Raw genomic sequence first — 23127 nt, 5'->3', positions numbered from 1 at the left:
GTGTTATCTCAGAGGAATATTTTTTGTCATTGAGATCTCTGGTGCCCGTTCTGACGCCTTCGCGAGCAAGCCCGCTCCCACATTTGAATCCAGTTGTTCACAAATTTTGTGTTCACAGGAGATCCAGTGTGGGAGCGGGCTTGCTCGCGAAGAGGCCAGCACAGGCGCCGCAGACTTCGGGTCAGATCAAACCTTCTTGTACAACTGACTGCCTTCCTGCTTGAAGCGCTCGGCCTGTTCGGCCAGGCCTTGGGCGACATCCACGTCGACCGCTTCGATCCGTTGGTTGGCCGCGTACTCACGGACTTCCTGGGTGATTTTCATCGAGCAGAACTTCGGCCCGCACATGGAACAGAAATGCGCGACCTTGGCCGAGTCCTTCGGCAGGGTTTCATCGTGATACGAACGCGCGGTGTCCGAGTCCAGGCCGAGGTTGAACTGGTCTTCCCAGCGGAATTCGAAACGCGCCTTGCTCAAGGCATTGTCGCGAATCTGCGCGCCCGGATGCCCTTTGGCCAGGTCGGCCGCGTGGGCGGCGATCTTGTAGGTGATGATCCCGGTCTTCACGTCATCCTTGTTCGGCAGGCCCAAGTGTTCCTTCGGCGTGACGTAGCACAGCATGGCGCAACCGAACCAGCCGATCATCGCCGCACCGATACCGGAGGTGATGTGGTCGTAACCCGGCGCGATGTCGGTGGTCAGTGGACCAAGGGTGTAGAACGGCGCCTCGTCACAGCACTCCAGCTGCTTGTCCATGTTCTCTTTGATCAACTGCATCGGCACATGGCCCGGGCCTTCGATCATGCACTGAACGTCGTGTTTCCACGCGATTTTGGTCAGCTCGCCGAGGGTTTCCAGCTCACCGAACTGCGCAGCGTCGTTGGCGTCGGCAATCGAACCCGGACGCAGGCCATCGCCCAGCGAGAAGCTGACGTCGTAGGCCTTCATGATTTCGCAGATGTCTTCGAAATGGGTGTAGAGGAAGTTCTCTTTGTGGTGCGCCAGGCACCACTTGGCCATGATCGAACCACCACGGGAAACGATACCGGTGACGCGCTTGGCAGTCAGCGGCACGTAGCGCAGCAGCACGCCGGCGTGGATGGTGAAGTAATCGACGCCCTGCTCGGCCTGCTCGATCAGCGTGTCGCGAAACAGCTCCCACGTCAGGTCTTCGGCAGCGCCGCCGACTTTTTCCAGGGCCTGGTAGATCGGCACGGTGCCGATCGGCACCGGTGAGTTGCGGATGATCCACTCGCGGGTTTCGTGAATGTGCTTGCCGGTGGACAAGTCCATGACCGTGTCCGACCCCCAGCGAATGCCCCAGGTCAGTTTCGCCACTTCTTCTTCGATGGACGAGCCCAGTGCGCTGTTGCCGATGTTGCCGTTGATCTTCACCAGGAAGTTACGGCCGATGATCATCGGTTCCAGTTCGGTGTGGTTGATGTTGGCCGGAATGATCGCGCGGCCACGGGCGATCTCTTCACGGACGAATTCGGGGGTGATGATTTTCGGCACGCTGGCGCCGAAGCTGTGGCCGGCGTGTTGCTGATCCAGCAGGCCTGCGGCACGCGCCACTTCGAGCTTCATGTTTTCGCGGATGGCGACGTATTCCATCTCGGCGGTGATGATGCCTTTGCGCGCGTAGTGCATCTGGCTGACGTTGGCCCCGGCCTTGGCGCGGCGCGGGTTGTTCACGTGAGCGAAACGCAGCTTGGTCAGCTCGGCGTCGGCCAGGCGTTCCTGGCCAAAGTTGGAGCTCAGGCCGGCGAGGCGCTCGGTGTCGCCACGAGCTTCGATCCACGGCGAACGCACATCGGCCAGGCCTTTGCGCACGTCGATGATGACGTTGGGGTCGGTGTAGGGCCCCGAAGTGTCGTACACCACGACCGGCGCGTTGATCTCGCCGCCAAAGTCGGTCGGTGTGACATCCAGGCTGATTTCGCGCATCGGCACCAGGATGTCCGGGCGCGAGCCCTGAACATAGATTTTTTGCGAGCGGGTAAACGGCTGAACGGACTGTTGATCGACTTGGGCCGATTCACTCAGGTGGGTCGTATTTTTTGGTTTTGTACTCATCACGGGCTCTCCAGACAGCATCCAGGCAGTGGAATTTTGTCGGAGCGAACCTGTAACGAATGGACGCAGCCAACCAGCGATAACAAAGCCTGGATGGTGCTGTGCTTGGCGCACGAGGGTTGTTCGATTGTCGAACAACATCCCGGACGAAGCACAAGAGGACTCGCCGGGTGACGAGAAATCTTGTTCCCTACGCAGGCGCTAACCTGATCAGGTTCAACGGGATCCGAAATTATTCGATCTCAGCCTCATAGCAAGGCACCCCGACAAGAACCCGGTCAGTCTAGACACAACCGGCAAAGAACACCAACCCCGGAGCAATCAGCGTGATGAATGGCGCAATTACAGGATTGTTGCCACCCCGGACCGCTACTACACTCGCTAGCCACTGCCGAGCCTTGACGCTCTGGATCGTGCGCCGTAGCCTTGGCGCTTGGATTATCGTCGTAATATTCACTCTAGGGATCGCCTCATGCTGCGCAAACTTTCACTGGCCCTTGCCGTGTCTTGTGCGTCCAACGGAATGGCCTGGGCAGCAGAAGCGCCCTTAAGTACCAAAACCGACCTGGTCAGCGTCTATCAGGAAGCCGTCGACAATAACGCCGACCTGGCGGCCGCCCGCGCCCAATACGGCGCACAGAAAGAAGTGGTACCCCAGGCCCGCGCCGGCCTGCTGCCCAACCTTTCGGCCGGGATGGACGTCAACAACACCCGGACCCAGCTCGACCAGCCATCATCGACCTTTACCCGCAGCGGTAACGTGTATCAGGCAACGCTGGCACAACCGGTCTTCCGCGCCGACCGCTGGTTCCAGTTGCAGGCTGCCGAAGCCGTCAACGAACAAGCGTCCCTGCAACTCTCGGCCACCGAGCAGAACCTGATCCTGCAGAGCGCCGAGAACTACTTTTCGGTACTGCGCGCCCAGGACAACCTGGCCTCGACCAAGGCCGAAGAAGCCGCGTTCAAACGTCAGCTCGACCAGTCCAACGAGCGCTTCGATGTCGGCCTCTCGGACAAGACCGACGTCCTGCAATCGCAAGCCAGCTACGACACCGCCCGCGCCAACCGGATCCTCGCCCAGCGCCAGGTCGATGACGCCTTTGAAGCGCTGATCACCCTGACCAACCGCCAGTACAACTCGATCCAGGGCATCGTCCACACCTTGCCGGTGCTGGCCCCGACGCCGAACGACGCCAAGGCCTGGGTCGACACCGCCGCCAAGCAGAACCTCAACCTGCTGGCCAGCAACTACGCGGTCAGCGCCGCTGAAGAAACCCTCAAGCAACGCAAGGCCGGCCACGCGCCGACCCTTGATGCCGTGGCGCAATACAAGAAAGGCGACAACGATGCCCTGGGCTTCAGCAACCCTAACCCGCTGGGCCAGCGTTACGGCAGCGATGTCGAACAGCGCTCCATCGGCCTGCAACTGAGCATCCCGATCTACAGCGGCGGCCTCACCAGTTCCCAGGTGCGCGAGTCCTACTCACGCTTGAGTCAAACCGAGCAGCAGCGCGAAAGCCTGCGTCGGCAAGTGGTGGAAAACACCCGTAACCTGCACCGCGCGGTGAACACCGACGTTGAACAGGTTCAGGCACGCCGCCAGTCGATCATCTCCAACCAGAGCGCGGTGGAGGCCACGGAAATCGGCTATCAGGTGGGGACGCGCAACATCGTCGACGTGCTCGACGCCCAGCGTCAGCTGTACACCTCGGTGCGCAACTACAACAACAGCCGCTACGACTACATCCTCGACAACCTGCGCCTGAAACAGGCCGCCGGCACCTTGAGCCCCGGCGACTTGCAGGACCTGGCCCGCTACCTGAAAGCCGACTACAACCCGGACAAGGATTTCCTCCCGCCAGACCTGGCGAAAGCTGCGGCGGCGCAGTTGAACGCCCGGCCGTAACGGCAGACGCTACCCCTGTGGCGAGGGAGTTTGCGCCCGCTGGGCTGCGAAGCGGCCCTAAACCCTGAACATGCGGTCTGTCAGGCAGACCGCATTGGCTGATTTCACGACTGCTTCGCAGCCGAACGGGAGCAAGCTCCCTCGCCACAATTGATGGGTGGCAGATTCAGGACTTGTCGATCAACCGGCCCAGACCATCCAGCAATCGCTGCAACGCGCCCTGATTGGCGCGCATCACCTTAAGCCCGGCCTCGGCCATGTTCTGTGCGTCACGGGGCAACTCGAACAAACGCTGCACCTGCACCGCCAGCCCTTCGGCATCATCGACTTCCAGCAACGCACCGGCACTGCGCATCAGCGCGGCGATCTCGTGGAAGTTGAACAGGTGCGGGCCACTCAGCACCGGTTTGGCCAGTGCAGCCGGTTCCAGCAGGTTATGCCCGCCATTGGGCACCAGGCTGCCACCGACGAACGCGCTGTCGGCCAGGGCATACAAAAACAGCAACTCGCCCATGGTGTCGCCCAGCAGCACCGAGGTGTCGGCGCTGACAACGTCGCCCGTCGAGCGACGGACCGTGGCAAAACCTTGCTGCTGGCACAACTCGAACACCGGGCCGAATCGCTCGGGGTGACGCGGCACCAGAATCAACAAGGCATCCGGATGATTGGCGAGCAATTGTCGATGGGCCGCGAGCACCACCTCGTCTTCGCCTTCATGGGTACTGGCGGCGATCCAGACCGGACGCTCGCTCGCCTGCCATTGCTCGCGCAGCTGTGCGGCGCGCTCAAGCAACTGGGGATCGATGCTCAGGTCGAACTTGATCGAACCGGTCACCTCGACGGTTTCCACTCGTGCCCCCAGATCACGCAAGCGCTGGGCCTCGGCCTCGGTCTGCACCGCAAACAGGCTCATTTCAGCCAGCATCGGCCCGGTCAGTTTACGAAAGCGACCATACCCCCTGGCCGAACGTTCCGAGAGCCGGGCATTGGCCAGCGCCACGGGTATCCCGCGTTTGGCGCACTGGTGAATGTGGTTGGGCCACAACTCGGTTTCCATGATCACCGCCAGTGTGGGCCGGACCTTGTCGAGAAAGCGCGCTGCCGCGCAGGGCACGTCATAGGGCAAATAGCAGTGCTGAATCCGCGACTCGCCCGCGAACATCGCCTGAATCCGCTCCGAGCCGGTCGGGGTCATGCAAGTCACCGTAATCGGTAGCTGTGGATAACGCTCCATCAAGGCGCGAATCATCGGCGCAGCCGCAATGCTTTCGCCCACCGAGACCGCGTGCACCCAGATCCCGCCCGGCTGCATGACCGGCAAGCCCAGGGAGAACCGCTCGCCGATACGTTTGGCGTACGCGGGCGCCTTGCGCGCTCGCAGCCACAGCCGAATCACTACCAGTGGCAGCCCCAGGTAAAACAGCGCGGTGTACAGAGTTCTATTCATGGCGGCGGAGTTTATCGACTTTTCTAGCCAATCGCCCGCAAGTGCACGGCAAATCGCTCAGCCAGCCAACGCGCCGCCGGACCGAGAGGCTCATCGCGCCGCCAGACCAGCTCCACCACCAACGCGGGCGGGGTCCATTCGCTGACCAGTTCGACCATCTGGTTCTGATACGCCGAATACTGCACCACGTTTCGCGGTAACCAGGCCCAGCCGAGGCCACGCATCAATAACTCGGCCATCACGTAGAAGCTGTCGGCCCGCCAGACTTGCGGGCTGGCCGCTTCGCTGCCGGGATAAACGCTGGACTGAGTGGCCATCAACAACTGCCGATGCTGCGCCAGTTGCTGGCAATTGACGCTCGCCAGCGCAGCCAGCGGATGCCCGACCCCGCAGACCGTGACCATCTCAATGCTGCCCAACACCCGGCGCTCCAGGGCTTCGGGAATTTGATCGTGGTAAAACAACAGCCCCAGGTCAGCCCGGCGCTCCACCAGTTTGCGCGCCACGTCACCCTGGGCACCGCTGGCCAGTTGCACCTCCAGGCTGGGAAACTGCTCGGCCAATGACTCAAGGCTGTCGATCACCGGTTGAAACGGCATGGCCTCATCCTGAGCCAGCCGCAGCAACGCTTCCTGACCACGCACCAAGGCCTGCGCCCGGCCATTGAGCCGTTCGCACTGGCGCAGCACTTCCCGCGCCTCTTCCAGTAATGCACTGCCGGCTTCGGTCAGGCGCGGCTGGCGCCCGCTACTGCGCTCAAACAGGCTGACGCCCAGGTCCGCCTCAAGCAGCGCAATCGAATTGCTGACCGCCGACTGCGCCTTGCGCTGATCCCGTGCCACGGCGGAAAACGAACGCTGCTCGGCGACGCTGACGAACAGGCGCATCTGTTCCAGGTTCCACTGAATACCCATGGCACAACCCATCTGCAAATAAGATAGGTAATGACTTTACCGCATCTAAAGAATCTCTAAAATGCCGACCTCATCAAGCAGGCCCATACACGAGGAACACCCCATGAACGCTTACTACTACCTGGCTATCGCCATCTGCGCCGAAGTGATTGCCACCGTATCGATGAAAGCGGTCAAGGGACTGAGCACGCCGCTGCCGCTGGCGCTGATCATCGTCGGCTACGGCATCGCTTTCTGGATGCTGACCCTGGTGGTGCGCACCGTGCCGGTGGGTGTGGCCTATGCTGTGTGGGCCGGGATGGGCATCGTGATGGTCAGCGTCGCGGCGCTGTTTCTCTACGGGCAGAAACTCGACATCCCGGCCATGCTCGGCATGGCGCTGATTGTTCTGGGCGTGGTTGTCATCCAGCTGTTCTCGAAAACGGCCGGCCATTAACCCCAAAACATATTCCTCTGCTCCGGGCGGCGATCCGACGATAGCGCAGTGTCAGGCAACATCATTGTCAACGGACACGCCCTCTTCGCGAGCAGGCTCGCTCCCATAGGTTTTACATCCTGCCTGTTGATCAGCAACAAATCCCCTCTTCCACGAGTCTGTATACTGCGTCCCTCGTCTTGAACACTGAGGTCGCTGCATGCCATCCGTTATTTCCACCGACGTGCTGATTGTCGGCGCAGGCGTTGCCGGCCTCTGGCTGAACGCACGCCTGCGTCGCCAGGGCTTTTCGACCGTGCTGGTGGAAAGTGCCTGCCTGGGCGGCGGGCAGAGTGTGAAATCCCAGGGGATCATCCACGGTGGCGCCAAGTACGCGCTGCACGGTGCGTTGACCGGCGCCTCGGAGGCCATTGCCGACATGCCCCGCCGCTGGCGTGAAGCCCTGGCGGGCAGTGGCGAGCTGGACCTGTCCGGCGTGCGCCTGCTCTCCGAAGCCCACTACCTGTGGTCCCCCGGCACCCTGGCCGGCAACCTCACCAGCTTCTTCGCCAGCAAAGCCGTGCGCGGGCGGGTCGATCAGGTCAAGGGCGAACAACTGCCGCCGGCTCTGCAAGACAAGCGCTTCAAGGGCAAGGTCTATCGCCTGGCCGAACTGGTGGTCGACGTGCCGAGCCTGATCGGACGCCTGGCGGAACTGGCCGGTGACGGCCTGTTGGCCGGGCAGACCATCGAACCGCTGCAGGAAAACGGCGAACTCGTGGGCTTGCGGGTCGATGGGCGCAAGATTCGCGCGCAACGCATCGTCCTCAGCGCCGGTGCCGGCAATGCCGATCTGCTGACGGCCCTGGGCCTCACCCAGCCGGCCATGCAACGTCGACCGCTGCACATGGTTCTGGTCAAAGGCCCGAGCCTCAAGCCGCTGTACGCCCATTGCCTGGGCGGCGGGCCGAAGCCGCGCATCACCGTGACCACCCACCCGGCCGCCGACGGCCAATGGGTCTGGTACCTGGGTGGCGACATCGCCGAAGCCGAGGGTGTGGCCCGCGAACCGGCCGCGCAAATCGCCGCCGCCCAAAGAGAACTCGGCAACCTGTTGCCATGGGTCGACCTCAGCCAGGCGCAATGGGCAACCTTGCGCGTCGACCGTGCAGAACCGCTGCAATCGGGCCTGAGTCGCCCCGACAACGCCTTCCTCGCCGAGCAGGATCGCCTGCTGGTGGGCTGGCCGACCAAGCTCGCCCTCGCCCCGGACTTCTCGGACCGCGTGCTCGCCGCCCTGCAACGCGATGGCATCCAGCCAAGCCAGGCCGCGCCGCTGCCGGCACTGCCAAAACCACCGATGGGCGTTCCGGCCTGGGAGCAATTGCTGCCATGACCCAAGCCACCCTGCACGACCTGCATCGCCCACTCGGCAGCACTGGCCTGCTGGTTTCGCCGTTGGGCCTGGGCACCGTGAAACTGGGCCGCGATCAAGGGGTGAAGTACCCCAACGGCTTTCAGATTCCCGACGATGACGAAGCGCGAAGACTACTCAAACTGACCCGCGACCTGGGCATCAACCTGATCGACACCGCCCCTGCTTATGGTCGCAGTGAAGAACGCCTCGGCCCCCTGCTTCGCGGCCAGCGCCAGGAATGGGTGATCGTCAGCAAGGTCGGCGAAGAGTTTGCCGATGGCCTGTCGCACCACGACTTCAGCGCCGCCCATACGCGCTTCTCGGTGGAACGCAGCCTGCAACGGCTTGAAACGGACTTTATCGACCTGGTGCTGGTGCATTCGGATGGCAACGACCTGGCAATCCTCAACGAATGCGAGGTGTACCAGACCCTGGCCGACCTCAAGCGCGAAGGCAAAATTCGCGGCTTCGGCTTCTCTGGGAAAACCGTCGACGGTGGGCTGAAGGCTCTGGAACAAGGCGATTGCGCCATGGTCACCTACAATCTCAACGAGCAGGCCGAGCGGCCGGTCATCGATTACGCCGCCGCCCACGGCAAAGCGATCCTGGTGAAAAAGGCCCTGGCCAGCGGCCACGTGTGCCTGAGCCCCGGCGTGGACCCGGTGCATGCCAGCTTCGAGCTGTTGTTTGCCCAACCCGGCGTTGCCAGTGCTATTGTCGGGACCATTAATCCGCTGCACCTGGCCCACAATGTGGCCACCGTTGCGCAAATCCTGCGTAGTCACTAAATACGCCGCCCACGCGGCCGACCCCGACGCAAGAAGGAGCCGACATGCCGCGTACGCTCATCAGAAAGAACCCCAGTAACTTCAAGACCCTGCCGCTGTACGTCGAAGCGACGGCCGAGGGCCTGAGCTATCAGAGCGTCGGGCGGGCGCTCAATTTCGCCCAGACCCTGCAACGCCGGCGCCCGGTGACGGTGGCCAACCCCGAACATTTTTCGCTGGAGCTGGCCAACCTCGGGGTCTCGGTACGCCTGACCCTGCACTGGCAGAATCGCGATTACTGGGTGTTGGTACGCCAGCGCCGCCAGGACCGTGGCGACGTGGTACTCAAACTGATTTCCGGCTATGTGCCGGCCCACGAGCTGAACCTGCCGCTGCACACGGCCATCCAGGAAATCGCCGAGGAATGCCTGCTGGAAACCCCCGAAGGCTGGCTCGGCGGACGTTTCAACGACACCTGGCTGCCAGCGCCCTACGCCACCGCGCTGCATTACCGTGAAGCGCTGCCGTTTCGCCTGACGCCGCTGTCCGGCAGTGCGCGACCGATACGTTGCGCCAACCTGACCTTGATCGAGCGGCCACGCGCCTACGTGCACCTGCCAACGGCGTCGCTGCAACTGATCTACGATTTGCGCCTGGATGTGCCCAGGGAAGCCAAATCCCTGAGCCTGTTTCACGTCGATGAGCGGCTTGAAGGCGATCAACTGGTCGCCCGCCTGGACCGCAAGCGCCCCGACCTGTACTTGATGCCGCTTCAGGACGGCCAACCGTTGCCCGAGCTCTACACCTTGAAAAAGGATCAGCTCTACCCCGCGAGTACGCGTGGCTTGTATCTGGCAGAGAGTTTTGCCCAGCAGGAAGGCTGGCTGGTGCGTGATGAGCGGATTCGCTGGAAGGACTGGCTCAGGCAGCAGGGGCTGAGCCAACCGGGCAAGGAGTCAGGCCTCAAACGCCTGACTGGCAAGGCAAAGCAATTACTGAAGAAAATCGTGCCGCGCAAAGCGGCAAGATAGGACGAGCACCACACACCTGTGGCGAGGGAGCTTGCTCCCGCTCGGCTGCGCAGCAGTCGTAAACCACCAGACGCAGTCACTCTGAAAAACCGCGGTGTATGGTTTCAGGGCCGCTTCGCGCCCCAGCGGGAGCAAGCTCCCTCGCCACAGTGACCGCGTCGTTTTCAGTTATTACGGATCTTCTCGACGATGGCGGTGGTCGAGCTGTTTTCAACCAGCCCCAGCACCTTCACCTTGCCGCCGTACGCGGTCACGATGTCAGCGCCGACCACTTGGTCGATGCCGTAGTCGCCACCCTTGACGAGTACATCCGGCCTGACCTGCGCCAGGAGGTTTTCCGGGGTGCCCTCAGGGAAGCTGATCACCCAGTCCACCGCGCCCAACCCAGCGAGTACCGCCATGCGCCGGTCAACGCTGTTGATCGGACGTCCCGGGCCTTTCAAACGGCTGACCGAGGCATCGTCGTTGACCGCGACGATCAAACGATCGCCCTGGGCCCGCGCCTGCTCCAGGTAGGTCACGTGACCGGCGTGGAGGATGTCGAAGCAGCCGTTGGTGAACACGATTTTCTCTTTGTGCGCACGGGCATCATCGATGGCCAGCAACAACTGATCGAGACTCAACACGCCGCGCTCGGAACCTTCTTCACGCTGAATGGCGCGACGCAGCTCCGGGGCGCTGATGGCCGCCGTACCCAGTTTGCCGACCACAATGCCCGCCGCCAGATTGGCCAGGGCCACCGCGTGCGGCAGCTCTTCACCGGCCGCAATCGCCGCCGCCAGGGTGGAAATCACCGTGTCGCCTGCACCGGTGACGTCGAACACTTCACGGGCCCGAGCCGGCAAATGCAACGCCGGATGATCGGGCCGCAGCAAGGTCATGCCGTGTTCGCCACGGGTCACCAGCAGCGCACCAAGCTCAAGGTCGTGCATCAGTTGCGCGCCCTTGGTCACCAGGTCGTGCTCATCGGTGCAACCGCCGACGATGGTTTCGAACTCGCTGAGGTTCGGCGTAATCAGGCTTGCACCGCGATAGATCGAGAAGTCCTTGCCCTTGGGGTCGGCCAGCACCGGAATGCCACGGGCGCGGGCGGCCTGAATCAGCACCTGGTGGTTCTTCAAGGCACCTTTACCGTAGTCGGACAGCACCAGCACCTTGATGCCTTCGAGCAAACCATCGACTTCAGCCCCCAGGGCCAGGGCATCGGTGGCGAACGGCTCTTCGAAGTCGATACGCAGCAGTTGCTGGTGACGGCTCATGACCCGCAGCTTGACGATGGTCGGCTGGTGCGCGATGCGCTGGAACAACGCCCGAACGCCTGCACCCTTGAGGCTGTTGGTCAGGCTGTCGGCGGCTTCGTCATCGCCGGTCACACCGACCAGGGACGCAGGCGCACCGAGGGCCGCAATGTTCAAGGCAACGTTGGCGGCACCACCCGGGCGGTCCTCGATTTGCTCGACTTTGACCACCGGCACGGGCGCCTCAGGGGAAATCCGCGAGGTACCACCATGCCAGTAACGGTCGAGCATGACATCGCCGACCACCAGGACAGGGGCCTGATCAAATCGCGGCATGGACAACTTCATGGAAACTCCAGGGGCGGTAAAAACGCCGCGAATAATAACATAGGGAGGGGGCCTGACCGCACGCGAAGCGCCGGCTCAGGAGCGCTCATCATTTGACGGTGAGCCCAGTGGGCGCACCCAGAACAGTTCATGGCGGCGCACAGCCTTGCGCATGAACTCATCTTCACCGGTGACCGGCCAGCGACGACCCGCCAGCACACGCTGGATCAGTCGACGAAGGCGCTTCTTGAAGGGTGGCCGGCCTTGTAAATCATGTTGCATGCCCAGCGCCATGGCCTTGTCCAGACGCTTGTCGGCGTCCAGTGTCGGGCTCCATAAGGCATCGGCCGGCAACGCTTCAATCGTCGGCGGCAAGGCGATGCCATAACCGGCAGGGCCCATCGGCCAGCGGTCATTGTCGTGCAGGTGATTGGCGTAGAGCAGCAACGTGCGTGGGCGCCAGGCACTGAGTTCGATGGCTTCCAGCAGCGCGCGGGTGCTGGCGATGTGATCGCTGTGAGGGTCCAGTTCCGGGTGCGGCGTGAGCACCGCTTCGGGCCGGCAGTGCTCAAGTACGCCCACCAGATCGGCCACCAGATTGCGCCAATGCGGCTGGCCATCGACATCACCGGCCAGGCTCAACGGGTTGTGTCGACGCAACGGACGGACATCACACTCACCGGACTCCCGGGAACCGAAGGCCTGATCAGGTTGTTGCGCCATGGCCGGCAATTGCAGGCAGTAATAGCCGAGCTGAATGCAGCGATGTTGCGGCACCCCACCCCACAGCGGCACCGCCAGGCTGTCCCACGTGCGCAAGCGCCCCTTGAGACGCGCCGCCTGCGCGGTGTCCAGGCCCAGCTTGCGATAGTTCCCGGCTTCAATCTCGCCCTGGGTCAGGGTGACAATCGTCACCTCGGGGGCTCGACTGTAAAGACCAAACGCCGCCAGTTCGGCATCGTCGGCATGAGGGGCAACGATCAGCAAACGCTGATCGGCGTAATCGGGATGGCTCAAGGCATACAGGGTTGCGGTTTGACTCAGCGTACAGAAACGTCCGCGCAGCGTCAGTTGCCCGGCAGCCAATGCCTTCGCCTGACCAGACAGGTTGAGAAAACGCTCGCCGTTCACACCGCGCTCGAAATCCTGACGGTCCTCGCCGACCCACACCTGCGGGTCAAACAAACGCCCCAGCCCATGGCTTTTGACCCGCAGTTGCAGCACCAGTGTCTGGGCATCGCCAATCTCGCCGGCAACCTGCAAACGCCCCTGCTGCACACTCACCGCAAACTGTGGCGTACCTGGTGGGAAGTCATAGCGGTAGTCATCGCCGGGGGCATAGAACAAATGGTCAGCAAACCAGGCTTCATGGGCAATCCAGCCCAGCAGCAATAGCAGCGGCAACGGCCACCACGCCACGAAAACACCAAATAGCACCAGCAGCCACACCGCCGCCAGCAGCACCAGACGCTTGTTTTTGCGATGGCGCTTGAGCAATTGCTGCTTGCGTCCGCTCATGGCTGCATGACCTCGTTCACACCTGGTAGACCGGGACCCGGTTGCACCAGCGGTCCTTGTATTCGCGATCAGCGCGGCCAAAAGAGTAGCGTAGTGGCTTGCCGACGGCGCGCGCCTGTTCCCAGGCGTCCTGGGTGTTGACGAAACTGAGCACGCTGCCGGGGCTGAACTCGCGGTTCTGCGGGTCGACGCCACCGTTGATGTACTCCAGGCTGACCCACTGCGGCGCCTCCACCCGGTACAAGACCTGGATGGCGACCGGTTCATCGTTCAGGTAGACCAGCGAGCCGGTCATGAACTCACGCAGCAGCGTGAACACCTCGGCGAGGTGGGCTTTGCCCGGCGCCTCGAAGTTCCAGCGGCGCTGGAACAGGTCGGCATAAATCGTTGCCTGCTCGGCGGCGCTCAACTCCAGCATCGGCCGAATGCGGCCACCCGCCTCTTCCAGCAAACGCTGTTCGCGACGCTGGTTGTAGCGGAATTTCTTGCTGTAGTCCTCAGGCAGACGCGCCAAGGCCAGGCCTTCGGGCTGTTCGATCAGGGAGCTGATGCGCCCGGCATTGAGTTCGGACACATACCGCGCACGATGACGCAGGCGAATCTGTGCTTGCTCCGCCACTGGCAGGATGATTTCGGCATTACCCATGTCGAACATGCCGCGCTTGCGCTCACGCTTGAGCACGTCCTTGGACAGCGCCAGGTGACGCCCCCAGGCCGGTATCGCGGCCTGCAACTCGCCATCGGCAAACCAACCCAGGTAACGCACCGCGATGCCCGCCAACGCGGACAATCGTGCAACGACCTCGGGATGGGTCGCGACGCTGCCGCCAAACCGATGCCAGGCCTGGGCGTAGGCATCGGCATCGATAGGGGTCCAACCGTTTTCTCGCCAGACTCGCCAGTGACTCAAAATCAAACGTGCGACTCCGTCATTGCCTCATCCGTACTTTCGATAAAGTCCTTCTCGTGCAAACGGGCATACAGACCATTGAGCGCCAGCAGCTCGGCATGAGTACCGCGCTCGACGATCTGGCCTTTGTCCATCAACAGGATCAGGTCGGCTTTTTCAATGGTCGACAAGCGGTGAGCAATCACCAGCGTGGTACGGCCCTTGATGACTTTGTCCAGTGCAGCCTGAATGTGTCGCTCGGACTCAGTGTCGAGTGCCGACGTTGCCTCATCGAGGATCAGTAACGGTGCGTTCTTGAGCAAGGCCCGGGCAATTGCCAGACGCTGGCGCTGACCGCCGGAAAGCAGCACGCCGTTTTCGCCCACCAACGTGTCGTAGCCTTGCGGCATCTGTTCGATGAACTCCGCCGCGTAGGCATCTTCCGAGGCCTTGCGCACATCTTCGAACGGCGCACCGGCAAGGTCGCCGTAAGCAATGTTGTTGGTGACCGTGTCATTGAACAAGGTGACCTGCTGAGTCACCAGCGCAATGTGGCGACGCAGGTTGGTCAGTTTGTAATCTTCGACGTCCAGCCCGTCGAGCAGGATCTGGCCCTTTTCGTGCTGGTAGAAGCGTGGAATCAGGTTGGCCAGGGTCGACTTGCCACTGCCCGAACGCCCCACCAGCGCGACCATCTGGCCAGCCTCGGCGGTGAACGAAATATCGTTGAGTACAAGGCGCTCGGTGTTCGGGTACTGGAAACTCAGGTTACGAACTTCGAGACGACCGCTGATCTTCTCGCGCTCCTGGGTGCCGGTATCGACCTCAGGTGCTTCATCGAGCTGCTCGAAAATGCTTTCGGCGCCGGCCAGACCCTTCTGGATCGTGGCACTGACTTCCGACAGCTGACGGATCGGCTTGGGCAGCAGGCCCGCCGCAGTGATGTAGGCAATCAACTCACCGGCAGATGCGTCACCACGAAGGTAAAGAACCAGGTACATCAACACGGCCATGCCGACGTAAATCACCAGTTGCAGGACCGGCGTGTAGATCGACTGGGTCCGGGTCATGCCCAGGCTGCGGTTCATGTTGTCGGAGCTGGCCTTGTGGAAGCGCTCCTTTTCATAGGTCTCGCCACCGAAGCTGCGGACCACGCGGTAACCTTGAATGGTTTCCGAGGCCACGTGGGTCACGTCGCCCATCGCCACCTGGATTTTCTTGCTCTGCTTGCGGAATTTCTTGCTCGCGCTGCTCACCAGCACCGCGATGATCGGCAGGATCGCCAGCAGCACCAGGGTCATTTTCCAGTTGCTGTACACCAGGTAACCGAACAGGAAGACCACGGTCAGGCCTTCACGGATCACCACTTTGATCGCGTCCGTTGCTGCGCCGGTGACCATGGTCACGTTGTAAGTGATGCGGGAAATCAGGTGACCGGAGTTGTTGTTATCGAAATAACGGTTCGGCAGGGTCAGCAGGTCGTCGAACAAGGCACAACGCAGGTCATGAACAACGCCACGCGCCACCTTGGCCAGATAGTAGTTGCCCAGGAACGAACCAATGCCCTGATAGACCGCAATCATCACGATCAGGAACGGCACGCCGAGTACCAGCGAAACGCCCAGGAACTTGGTGTCCGAGGGTTTCTGCAAGGCATCGAGAAAGTGCTTGAGCATATCGGCCAGCATCGGCTGGCTGGAGGCGAACAGTACAAAGCCAACAATACTGATGGCGAACGCCCCCCAGTACGGGAGTACGTATTTCAGCAATCGCAGGTAGATCTTCATACTGGATTGCTGGGCAGGATTGGCCATTCGGCGAGCCTCGTACAGTTTAAAAAAGAGACAGGGGGCGGATTGTAACAGCGAACCCATCGCAAAATGGCGATGTCGGCCAGCCGACCGGCAAATGGGCCGGTGACTGACCAGGCATTGCGCTCACAGAGAGCTGAATCACTTACAGAGGCTGGCCTGAAACATTGGCCGGCGCCTCACCTGCTTTCGCTTCGCGGCCGGCCAGGACCAGGCTCAGGCCGATGGGCAGCCAGGTAATGAGCCAGTCTGCATTGGGCTTGAACCACAGGCCGATCCCGTCGGTCAGCAACGACACACTGGCGAACACCCATAACGCCAACAATGCCTGACCCAGCGGTACATCCCGGCACGCCCAGCCACGCCAGCCGACGCGCGCCCACAACAACAGAAACAGCAGCAACCCAGGCACACCCAGTCGCACACCGGTGTCCAGAAACAGATTGTGCGGGTGCTTGTACGTGGACCCATCCGAGAGCTGAATCAAGTAAGTGTCAAACCCGACACCCGTCATCCAGTGCTCGCGCATCAATTGGACGCCGCCATGCCAGAGCTCGGGCCGGTAGGAAACGCCACGCTGAAGCAATATCTCGGGGTCAACAACGGCTATACACGCGACCCCCACCACGGCTACGAGAATGAAATACCTGCAGCGACGGGACTTGAGCGCTATGGCCATGACCACCAGCGTCGCAGCCAGGGCGATCCAGACGCCACGTGTCTGGCTCGATGCCAGAAACGCGGCATAACCCAACCCTGCAAACAGCAGCAACACTGCAACAGCAGGCTTGAGGCGAACATTCTTGAGCATGAACACGCCCATCACCGCCAGTGCGCCAACGGCATGGGAAGCCATGATGATGGCGCTCCAGACACCGATGGCGTTCAATCGGTCGTTCATGGGGTTCCCGGCAACAAAGTAGAAATACACCCAGGACACGCCGGCCATCAACCCGCCAAACACACCGGCATACAGCAGTAAACGCTCAAGGGAAATCGCTGGCTGTTGCGCCGCCAGAACAATCCCGGCGAGGGAAAGCCCAATCAGAAACGGCATCTTGCCTTCACCGATCGGATCCTCGGCTCCGTGTATCAACAGCACCGTCAGCACCCACCCGGCCAACGCACCGTACAACCAGCACTCCGACTGTTTAAGGCGAAGACGCAAGTCGCGCGTGAACAACGCCAACAAGGCCGGCACCCACAGAAAGGCGATGATCAGTTGGTGGTACAGCTTGCTGGTCGGCGACACCCATGCCCCACACAGAAACACCACCATACCTGCAAATGCCAGGGACGGAAGTAGGCCTTTACCACCTAGACCGGGCCTAGGCCTCTTCACGGAAGGCACTCAGCATACGGTTCGCAACCCGCTCCAACTGCTTGGTATCCGCATTTTTCCATCCGCCTTCAATACAGTATTCATGGGCCATGTAGTGCAAGAAATTCTGCCTTATCCGCTCATCAAGCGGCCAATGGGGGAAAGCCTTTGCCAGTTCGATCAGTGCATCGCCGGAGTCCGCATGAACGACCAGCCCTTCAATGTTAAAAAATGCCTGACCCAACGTCAGAACCGGTTTACCTAACAGCAGGCTTTCCAACCCTACCGTCGAGTTCAGGGTAATCACGAACTGACTGGATTCAATCAGCTCCTGAGTCGCATTGCCATTAGCGAACAACAAACGATCATGAGTCCGCGCATGGAGTTCCGGGTAACACTCATGGCTCGACGGGTGCTCCTTGAACACCACCGTTACACCGGCTTCCCGGGCCAGCCGCTCACCCAGGGCGAACATCTCCCGCATGTTGCCAACCCAAGGTGAAAAGAGCCGGACCTGAGTGTCACGATCATCCTGAAACGGGATGAATACAAACTGCTCCGGCAAGACGATCGGCGCAATACCTGTGGTGCGGGGCTTGCGTGGAATGAGTGTAGGAGCCGCCTGGCCTTCATGCACCGGGCAAGGATAGTTGAGGTAGAAACCGGCATCACGCGGAACCGAGTTGCGGTAATTCACACCGCGCCCATCCACCGTCGTGGTATCCGGCAGCAGGCCGTTCTCGAAAAAGAAGGTCTTGCAGCCCGACGGCGCCAGTGCCACCAGCAACTGGCAATACCGATGGGAGCCATTCCAGACCACCAGAGCATCGGGGCGCTCCCGATCAAGCAAGGCTTGCGCGCGCAGGGCCATCCAAGTTAATTCAAGACGTAACAAAAAGCGGTACAGGCGACCACTGTTCTTGTTTTTGACGTTCCGCTCTTCGCACTTCTCCTCGATAAGCCCCCGCCAGTCGATTCGCGAAAGTACGCTGGAGATCCGCCAAGGCCGCGGCCAAGGCATTTGTGGCACGGTGACGACTTTACCCTTGAGCTCGGTTTCATTGATCAACCGATTGAAATAAAGGCCTTGGTGCTTGGCCATGGAAATGAACAGCATTGTCGTCATAGGGCGTCCAGAAAATAGGCTGCATCCACCCGCCAAGGTGCAACAGAATCACGTGAGACAAACCCGGTATTTCAACGTCCTGTCATGCGCCGGTTTGCGCATAGAAGCATGAAACCATAATAGAAGGGGCAAGCGCTCAGTGGTAGTCGGCCATACAAGGTGACAGGCGGGCAACTGCGACGAGAACCACGTAATACGAGCGAATTCGTCATAAAAAAAGTGGACCGATTGTACCACAGCGGTTTTTTGCGACGTGCACGCTGCGGTAACATAGCCGGCTGCCCATCCCCTCAGGCCAAGCCTCTGGAGCCTTGATGCAAACGCTGGACCATGCCATTTATCTCAACATGCGCGAGGGCGCCGACGTTCTCGAAGCCGACGGTAAAGGAGATAAAGTACTGCGCCTGGCCGACGGCTCGATGCTCAAGCTGTTTCGTCGCAAGCGCCTGCTGACCTCCGCCCTTTGGGCACCCTATGCCCGACGCTTCGCCGACAATTGCCGAGTGCTGCGTGAACGCGGTATCGAATGCCCAAGCGTACGCCAGGTCTATCGAATCCCCAGCATCGAACGGGACGCCGTGCATTACGACCCCCTGCCCGGACACACCCTGCGCCAATTGCTGGGCACCGAGGCAAGCCTTCGTGCGCAACTGGGCGAGTTCATGGCCCGCCTGCACGAAGACGGCATTTACTTTCGCTCGGCTCACTTGGGCAACGTGGTACTGACACCTGAAAACACACTGGGGCTGATCGACATCGCTGACTTGCGCGCTTATCGCAAGCCACTTCGAAAAGGCCTGCGCCTGCGCAACTTCAAGCACATGCTGCGCTATCGCGAGGACCGCGCCTGGCTACTGGCCGACACTCAATTTGCCGAGCATTACCTGCGCCACCAGCACGTATGCAACGCAAAGGAATTGAGCTTGGCGCTCAACACCTGAGCCCGAAAATGCCGGTTATCAACCGGCAGCAGGCAAGGTAAACGTCTCGAAGTGACGCTTCGGGTCCTCACCGCGCAGCAACTCATCAACCAGTTGGGCGGTTTTGGCCAGCCCCTGCGAGCCATGCACCAGGTGGTAATCGGCAAACCCCCGCGCCTTGGCCACATGCCCCTGATAATCCTGCTCGACCGCGTGTAGCTGACAAGAGAACGCGTCGACGTCCCGCACCTGAGCGCCAAAAAACAGCGCGTGAGAAAAGATATCCTCATCGTCGCCCGCGTTGACATGGATCACCGGCCGCCCCGCCAGCCCCGCCTCGATACCGGCATTGGACATGATGTTGACGACGACGCTGGCCTGCGCCAAAGCATCTGCCAGTGAACACTGGGTGTCGAGCAACCCGATGTTCGGTAACTGCGCGGCGGCATCGCTCCAGAACTGCGCCCGACTGCGCGGGTGACGCTTGAACAGCACACGGTAATGCGAATGCTGCTCGGCCCAGTCGCGCAGCAACTGGTAGGTCTGCTGGTAGCCGGGCTCTTTCTCTTTGTCCGGGCCGACCCCCAGAATCAGCAACGTGTGCAAGCCAGGCTCGGCGACCGGCAAATCATAGGTCTCATCCGCCAGATAAGAGCCGAGCAGCACCACGGTCGATTCGCCAAAGCGCAGCGTTCGCTCCTGCAGGGCAACCAGTGAACTGTGACCAAAGACTCCGTAATAATCGTAGTCGTTCATCCCCAGCCGTCGCGACGATTCCAGCGTCGTGGCATGGGCCAGATGCAGTAACGGCGCGCCACGCGCTGCCAACGCCAACCGTAGGAAAGGCGCGTGAAGGCTGCCGTTGCGTTCGTTGATCAGCACCTTGGGCGTGTAAGTACTCACCAGCCATTGAGCATGGGCGGCGTACACCAGATAACGCAGCGGCACCGACTGTGGCGGCCTTACCAGCATGCGCTCGGCACAGGCATCGGACGGCGAACGCAGGGCTGCCTCCACCAGATGTGCGCCCCGTTTGCGTACGGCATCGATCAGAATGTTTTTGCGTTGCAGCGCCATGGATTTTGGCGCCGAATGCAGCAGCAGCACTTCGCAGGGTGCCGCGACGACCGAACTGCTCAAGCATGCCCTGGCACGAATACCGACCGCCACATCCACCAGCACGTCACGCAACAGGCGCATCACACTGGCGCAGCGGCCATGCCGTTCACGCAACAGCTTCCAGCGATAGCGGTCCAGCTCTCGAGCCTTTTGCGCCCAACTGCCTTCAGCCTGAAACACACCCTCAACAGGCGATGGCGTAGACACCGGACGCGACCCGTTCATTTGAACAACAACCGGATAGCCTTGCGGGTGTAAGACCAACGCGTGAGCGCACGTATATCGGTACGCACGGCCTGACGATAGAACGCCTTGGCGTTGACATAGTCGCCGGCGCTGTAGCAATCACGGAACAACGACAGGCAACGCTGGGCCAGGAAAGGCTGGCGCAAGTCCTGAAGCTCGGCCGGCATGCGGGCAGGGGAAAACACCTCGTCGACCATTCCCGCACCGGCCGCCAGGCTTTGCTTGAGATCATGGCGCATGCTGTCGCCGTGTTTGTAGATCAGCGCCAGTGGCTGATCCAGCACGCTGCACGCAAACCTTGCCAGCACTTGGGCAAACACCGGAATGTCCTCGACGTTGCGCAGGTGCTCGGGATAGTTGCCCGGTGCAAACACCTCGCGATGCATCGCACAGGCACCGTTGGACAGCGACACGGTCTTGTCCAGCAAATAGCCGCGCACCCGTTGCCGGGCAGTGGCCGGCAACGGTTTGACGGCGTGCAGGGAGCGACGGCCATCGTCGAACACCGACCAGTGCCCGCCAATCACCAAACGGCTTTCGGGGTGGCTGGCAATGTGTTGCGTCAACGCAGCCAACGCACCGGGAGCCATCTCGTCATCGGCATCGAGGAAGATCAGGTAACGCCCCGAAGCCTCCACAATCCCGCGATTTCGTACCGAAGACAGACCGCCATTGGGTTTGCGCAAAGCACGAAAACATCCAGGATGCTCCGCCTGAAGCTGCTCCAGGACCTGCGGGGTCGCGTCGGTGGACCCGTCATCGATCACCAGCAATTCGGCCTGGGCGTCAGCCAACTGCGCCAACACCGACTCCACCGCACGCGGCAGGGTCTTGGCGTAGTTGTAGGCCGGAATAACGACGCTGATCAGCGGCTCAGACAACGGTGTGCCCTTCCACGCCATCCTTGACCACCAGAATGTCTTCCATGATCAGGTATTGCAGATCGGAACCGAAGAACATGTTCAGGGCGTCGGTCGGCGAGCAGATCATCGGCTCGCCACGGCGGTTCAGCGAGGTGTTCAGCGACACACCGTTGCCGGTCAGCACTTCCAGCGCTTTCATCATGTCGTAGTAGCGCGGGTTGTATTCACGCTTGAGCACCTGCGCGCGGGACGTGCCATCTTCATGGACGACTTCCGGCACACGGGTTTTCCACTCTTCAGCCACTTCGAACGTGAAGGTCATGAACGGTGCCGGGTGATCGATCTTGATCATCTGCGGCGCAACGGTGTCGAGCATCGACGGGCAGAAAGGCCTCCAGCGCTCGCGAAACTTGATCTGGTGGTTGATCCGGTCAGCCACGCCGGTGGCGCTCGGGCAACCAATGATCGAACGACCACCCAACGCACGTGGACCGAACTCCATGCGCCCCTGGAACCAGGCCACCGGGTTGCCCTCGACCATGATCTTGGCGATGCGCTCCGGCATGTTGTCGATCTGCTGCCATTTCGGCGCGCTCGGATGGCGAGCGCAGGCAGCGATCACGTCTTCGTTGCTGTACGACGGGCCGAGGTAGACGTGTTCCATCTTCTCGACCGGCACGCCACGGGCGTGGGACACGTAGGCCGCTGCGCCAACCGCGGTGCCGGCATCGCCGGACGCCGGTTGCACGAACAGCTCTTTGACGTCATCGCGGGCGATGATTTTCTGGTTCAGCTTGACGTTCAGCGCGCAGCCGCCCGCGAAGGCCAGCTTGCCGGTTTCCTTGAGTACGTCGCCCAAGTAGTAGTCGATCATCTGCAACGCCAGTTTCTCGAACAGCGCTTGCATGCTCGCGGCATAGTGAATGTACGGCTCGTCGGCAATGTCGCCTTCACGTTTCGGGCCCAGCCACTCGATCAGCTTCGGCGTGAAGTAGAAGCCTTTGCCCTTCTCTTTGTAACGGCGCAGGCCGATGACGTTGGCGTAATCGGTATTGATCACCAGCTCGCCGTTTTCGAACGAGGCCAGGCGCGAGAAGTCGTACTTGCTGGCGTCGCCGTACGGCGCCATGCCCATGACCTTGAACTCGCCATCAAGCATTTCGAAACCGAGAAATTCGGTGATCGCGCCATACAGGCCACCGAGGGAATCCGGGTCAAAGAATTCTTTGATCTTGTGGATCTTGCCGTTCTCGCCATAACCGAAGAAGGTCGTGGCGTACTCACCCTTGCCATCGATCCCCAGGATCGCGGTTTTCTCTTTGAAACCGGAGCAGTGGTAAGCGCTGGAGGCGTGGGCCAGGTGATGCTCGACCGGCTCGATCTTGATTTTCTTCGGGTCGAAGCCCAATTGCTCAAGGCACCAGACAATCTTGTTGCGGTAGCGCTTGTAGCGACGGTTGCCCATCAGGATCGCGTCAAGTGCGCGATCCGGGGCATACCAGTAACGCTTGGCGTAGTGCCAGCGCGCCTTGCCGAACAGGCTGATCGGGGCAAACGGAATCGCGACCACGTCTACGTCGGACGGTTTGATGCCTGCCTGTTCCAGGCAGAACTTCGCCGATTCGTAGGGCATGCGGTTCTTTGCATGTTTATCGCGTACGAAGCGCTCTTCTTCAGCCGCCGCGACCAGCTTGCCGTCGATGTACAAGGCTGCGGAAGGATCATGGCTAAGGGCGCCGGACAGGCCAAGAATCGTCAATGCCACAGGGGTCTAGC

At 61.2% G+C, this 23127-nt stretch carries 18 protein-coding genes and 1 riboswitch; of the genes, 6 read left to right on the top strand and 12 right to left on the bottom strand.

The genetic code is table 11. The annotated features are described in order from the left end of the window. Window positions 1-186: 186 nt before the first annotated feature. Complete coding sequence (gene thiC / locus AC1Z1G_RS02760) at window positions 187-2076, bottom strand: phosphomethylpyrimidine synthase ThiC (RefSeq protein WP_483624679.1); 1890 nt, start codon at window positions 2074-2076, stop codon at window positions 187-189. Between the two features lie 170 nt (window positions 2077-2246). Next, a riboswitch (TPP riboswitch) is annotated at window positions 2247-2352 on the bottom strand. A gap of 196 nt (window positions 2353-2548) precedes the next feature. Between thiC and AC1Z1G_RS02755 the strand changes: the two genes are divergently transcribed. Beyond that, window positions 2549-3982: a TolC family outer membrane protein gene (locus AC1Z1G_RS02755; RefSeq protein ID WP_483624677.1), complete on the top strand. Its 1434-nt coding sequence runs from the start codon at window positions 2549-2551 to the stop codon at window positions 3980-3982. Between the two features lie 166 nt (window positions 3983-4148). Here the strand turns inward: AC1Z1G_RS02755 and waaA are convergent, their stop codons facing one another. Both waaA and AC1Z1G_RS02745 read right to left on the bottom strand, forming a co-directional pair. Continuing rightward, complete coding sequence (waaA, locus tag AC1Z1G_RS02750) at window positions 4149-5429, bottom strand: lipid IV(A) 3-deoxy-D-manno-octulosonic acid transferase (RefSeq protein ID WP_483624675.1); 1281 nt, start codon at window positions 5427-5429, stop codon at window positions 4149-4151. Window positions 5430-5452: 23 nt separating this feature from the next. Continuing rightward, complete coding sequence (locus tag AC1Z1G_RS02745) at window positions 5453-6343, bottom strand: LysR family transcriptional regulator (protein WP_483624673.1); 891 nt, start codon at window positions 6341-6343, stop codon at window positions 5453-5455. Window positions 6344-6446: 103 nt separating this feature from the next. Here AC1Z1G_RS02745 and AC1Z1G_RS02740 point away from each other — a divergent pair, with 103 nt between their 5' ends. The 4 genes from AC1Z1G_RS02740 (at window position 6447) to AC1Z1G_RS02725 (ending at window position 9973) form a co-directional block, all read left to right on the top strand. Beyond that, window positions 6447-6779 (top strand): DMT family transporter, encoded by a 333-nt coding sequence (locus AC1Z1G_RS02740; RefSeq protein WP_347903583.1) that lies wholly within the window; start codon window positions 6447-6449, stop codon window positions 6777-6779. 199 nt (window positions 6780-6978) lie between these two features. After that, window positions 6979-8154 (top strand): NAD(P)/FAD-dependent oxidoreductase, encoded by a 1176-nt coding sequence (locus AC1Z1G_RS02735; RefSeq protein WP_483624671.1) that lies wholly within the window; start codon window positions 6979-6981, stop codon window positions 8152-8154. Beyond that, the gene (locus tag AC1Z1G_RS02730; RefSeq protein ID WP_483624669.1) at window positions 8151-8963 is read left to right on the top strand and encodes an aldo/keto reductase; all 813 of its coding nucleotides are present in this window, start codon (window positions 8151-8153) and stop codon (window positions 8961-8963) included. The genes AC1Z1G_RS02735 and AC1Z1G_RS02730 overlap by 4 nt, the downstream gene beginning before the upstream one ends. A 44-nt stretch (window positions 8964-9007) precedes the next feature. Further along, entirely contained in the window at window positions 9008-9973 is a 966-nt protein-coding gene (locus tag AC1Z1G_RS02725; protein WP_483624667.1) for a metal ABC transporter ATPase, read from the top strand. A 164-nt stretch (window positions 9974-10137) separates the two neighbouring features. On the opposite strand, the gene hldE is transcribed toward AC1Z1G_RS02725, so the two are convergent. From hldE to AC1Z1G_RS02695, 6 genes are all read right to left on the bottom strand, one after another. After that, complete coding sequence (hldE, locus tag AC1Z1G_RS02720) at window positions 10138-11559, bottom strand: bifunctional D-glycero-beta-D-manno-heptose-7-phosphate kinase/D-glycero-beta-D-manno-heptose 1-phosphate adenylyltransferase HldE (RefSeq protein WP_483624665.1); 1422 nt, start codon at window positions 11557-11559, stop codon at window positions 10138-10140. 75 nt (window positions 11560-11634) lie between these two features. Next, window positions 11635-13056 carry a PIG-L deacetylase family protein gene (locus AC1Z1G_RS02715; RefSeq protein ID WP_483624663.1) on the bottom strand — a complete coding sequence of 474 codons (1422 nt, stop codon included), beginning with the start codon at window positions 13054-13056 and terminating at the stop codon, window positions 11635-11637. Between the two features lie 16 nt (window positions 13057-13072). Next, window positions 13073-13969, bottom strand: coding sequence for a GNAT family N-acetyltransferase (locus AC1Z1G_RS02710; RefSeq protein ID WP_483627739.1), 897 nt, complete (start codon window positions 13967-13969; stop codon window positions 13073-13075). Then, complete coding sequence (msbA, locus tag AC1Z1G_RS02705) at window positions 13969-15759, bottom strand: lipid A export permease/ATP-binding protein MsbA (protein ID WP_347903576.1); 1791 nt, start codon at window positions 15757-15759, stop codon at window positions 13969-13971. The genes AC1Z1G_RS02710 and msbA overlap by 1 nt, the downstream gene beginning before the upstream one ends. A gap of 142 nt (window positions 15760-15901) precedes the next feature. Then, a complete protein-coding gene (locus tag AC1Z1G_RS02700; RefSeq protein WP_483624661.1) occupies window positions 15902-17008 on the bottom strand; it encodes an O-antigen ligase family protein in 1107 nt (368 codons plus the stop codon). A gap of 76 nt (window positions 17009-17084) precedes the next feature. Continuing rightward, window positions 17085-18203 carry a capsular polysaccharide export protein, LipB/KpsS family gene (locus tag AC1Z1G_RS02695; protein ID WP_483624659.1) on the bottom strand — a complete coding sequence of 373 codons (1119 nt, stop codon included), beginning with the start codon at window positions 18201-18203 and terminating at the stop codon, window positions 17085-17087. 314 nt (window positions 18204-18517) lie between these two features. Between AC1Z1G_RS02695 and AC1Z1G_RS02690 the strand changes: the two genes are divergently transcribed. Further along, window positions 18518-19144: a BUD32 family EKC/KEOPS complex subunit gene (locus tag AC1Z1G_RS02690; protein ID WP_483624657.1), complete on the top strand. Its 627-nt coding sequence runs from the start codon at window positions 18518-18520 to the stop codon at window positions 19142-19144. Window positions 19145-19162: 18 nt separating this feature from the next. Here AC1Z1G_RS02690 and AC1Z1G_RS02685 read toward each other — a convergent pair whose 3' ends face one another. The 3 genes from AC1Z1G_RS02685 to AC1Z1G_RS02675 are packed head-to-tail and all read right to left on the bottom strand — an operon-like array spanning window position 19163 to window position 23116. Further along, window positions 19163-20467 carry a capsule biosynthesis protein gene (locus AC1Z1G_RS02685; RefSeq protein ID WP_483624655.1) on the bottom strand — a complete coding sequence of 435 codons (1305 nt, stop codon included), beginning with the start codon at window positions 20465-20467 and terminating at the stop codon, window positions 19163-19165. Then, on the bottom strand, window positions 20464-21390 hold the full coding sequence (locus AC1Z1G_RS02680; protein ID WP_483624653.1) for a glycosyltransferase family 2 protein: 927 nt from the start codon (window positions 21388-21390) through the stop codon (window positions 20464-20466). The genes AC1Z1G_RS02685 and AC1Z1G_RS02680 overlap by 4 nt, the downstream gene beginning before the upstream one ends. Then, window positions 21362-23116: a carbamoyltransferase family protein gene (locus tag AC1Z1G_RS02675; RefSeq protein ID WP_483624651.1), complete on the bottom strand. Its 1755-nt coding sequence runs from the start codon at window positions 23114-23116 to the stop codon at window positions 21362-21364. The genes AC1Z1G_RS02680 and AC1Z1G_RS02675 overlap by 29 nt, the downstream gene beginning before the upstream one ends. Window positions 23117-23127: the final 11 nt, after the last annotated feature.

Source organism: Pseudomonas sp. JL27(2026) (assembly GCF_056933555.1).
This window is presented reverse-complemented; position numbering and strand designations above follow the sequence as displayed.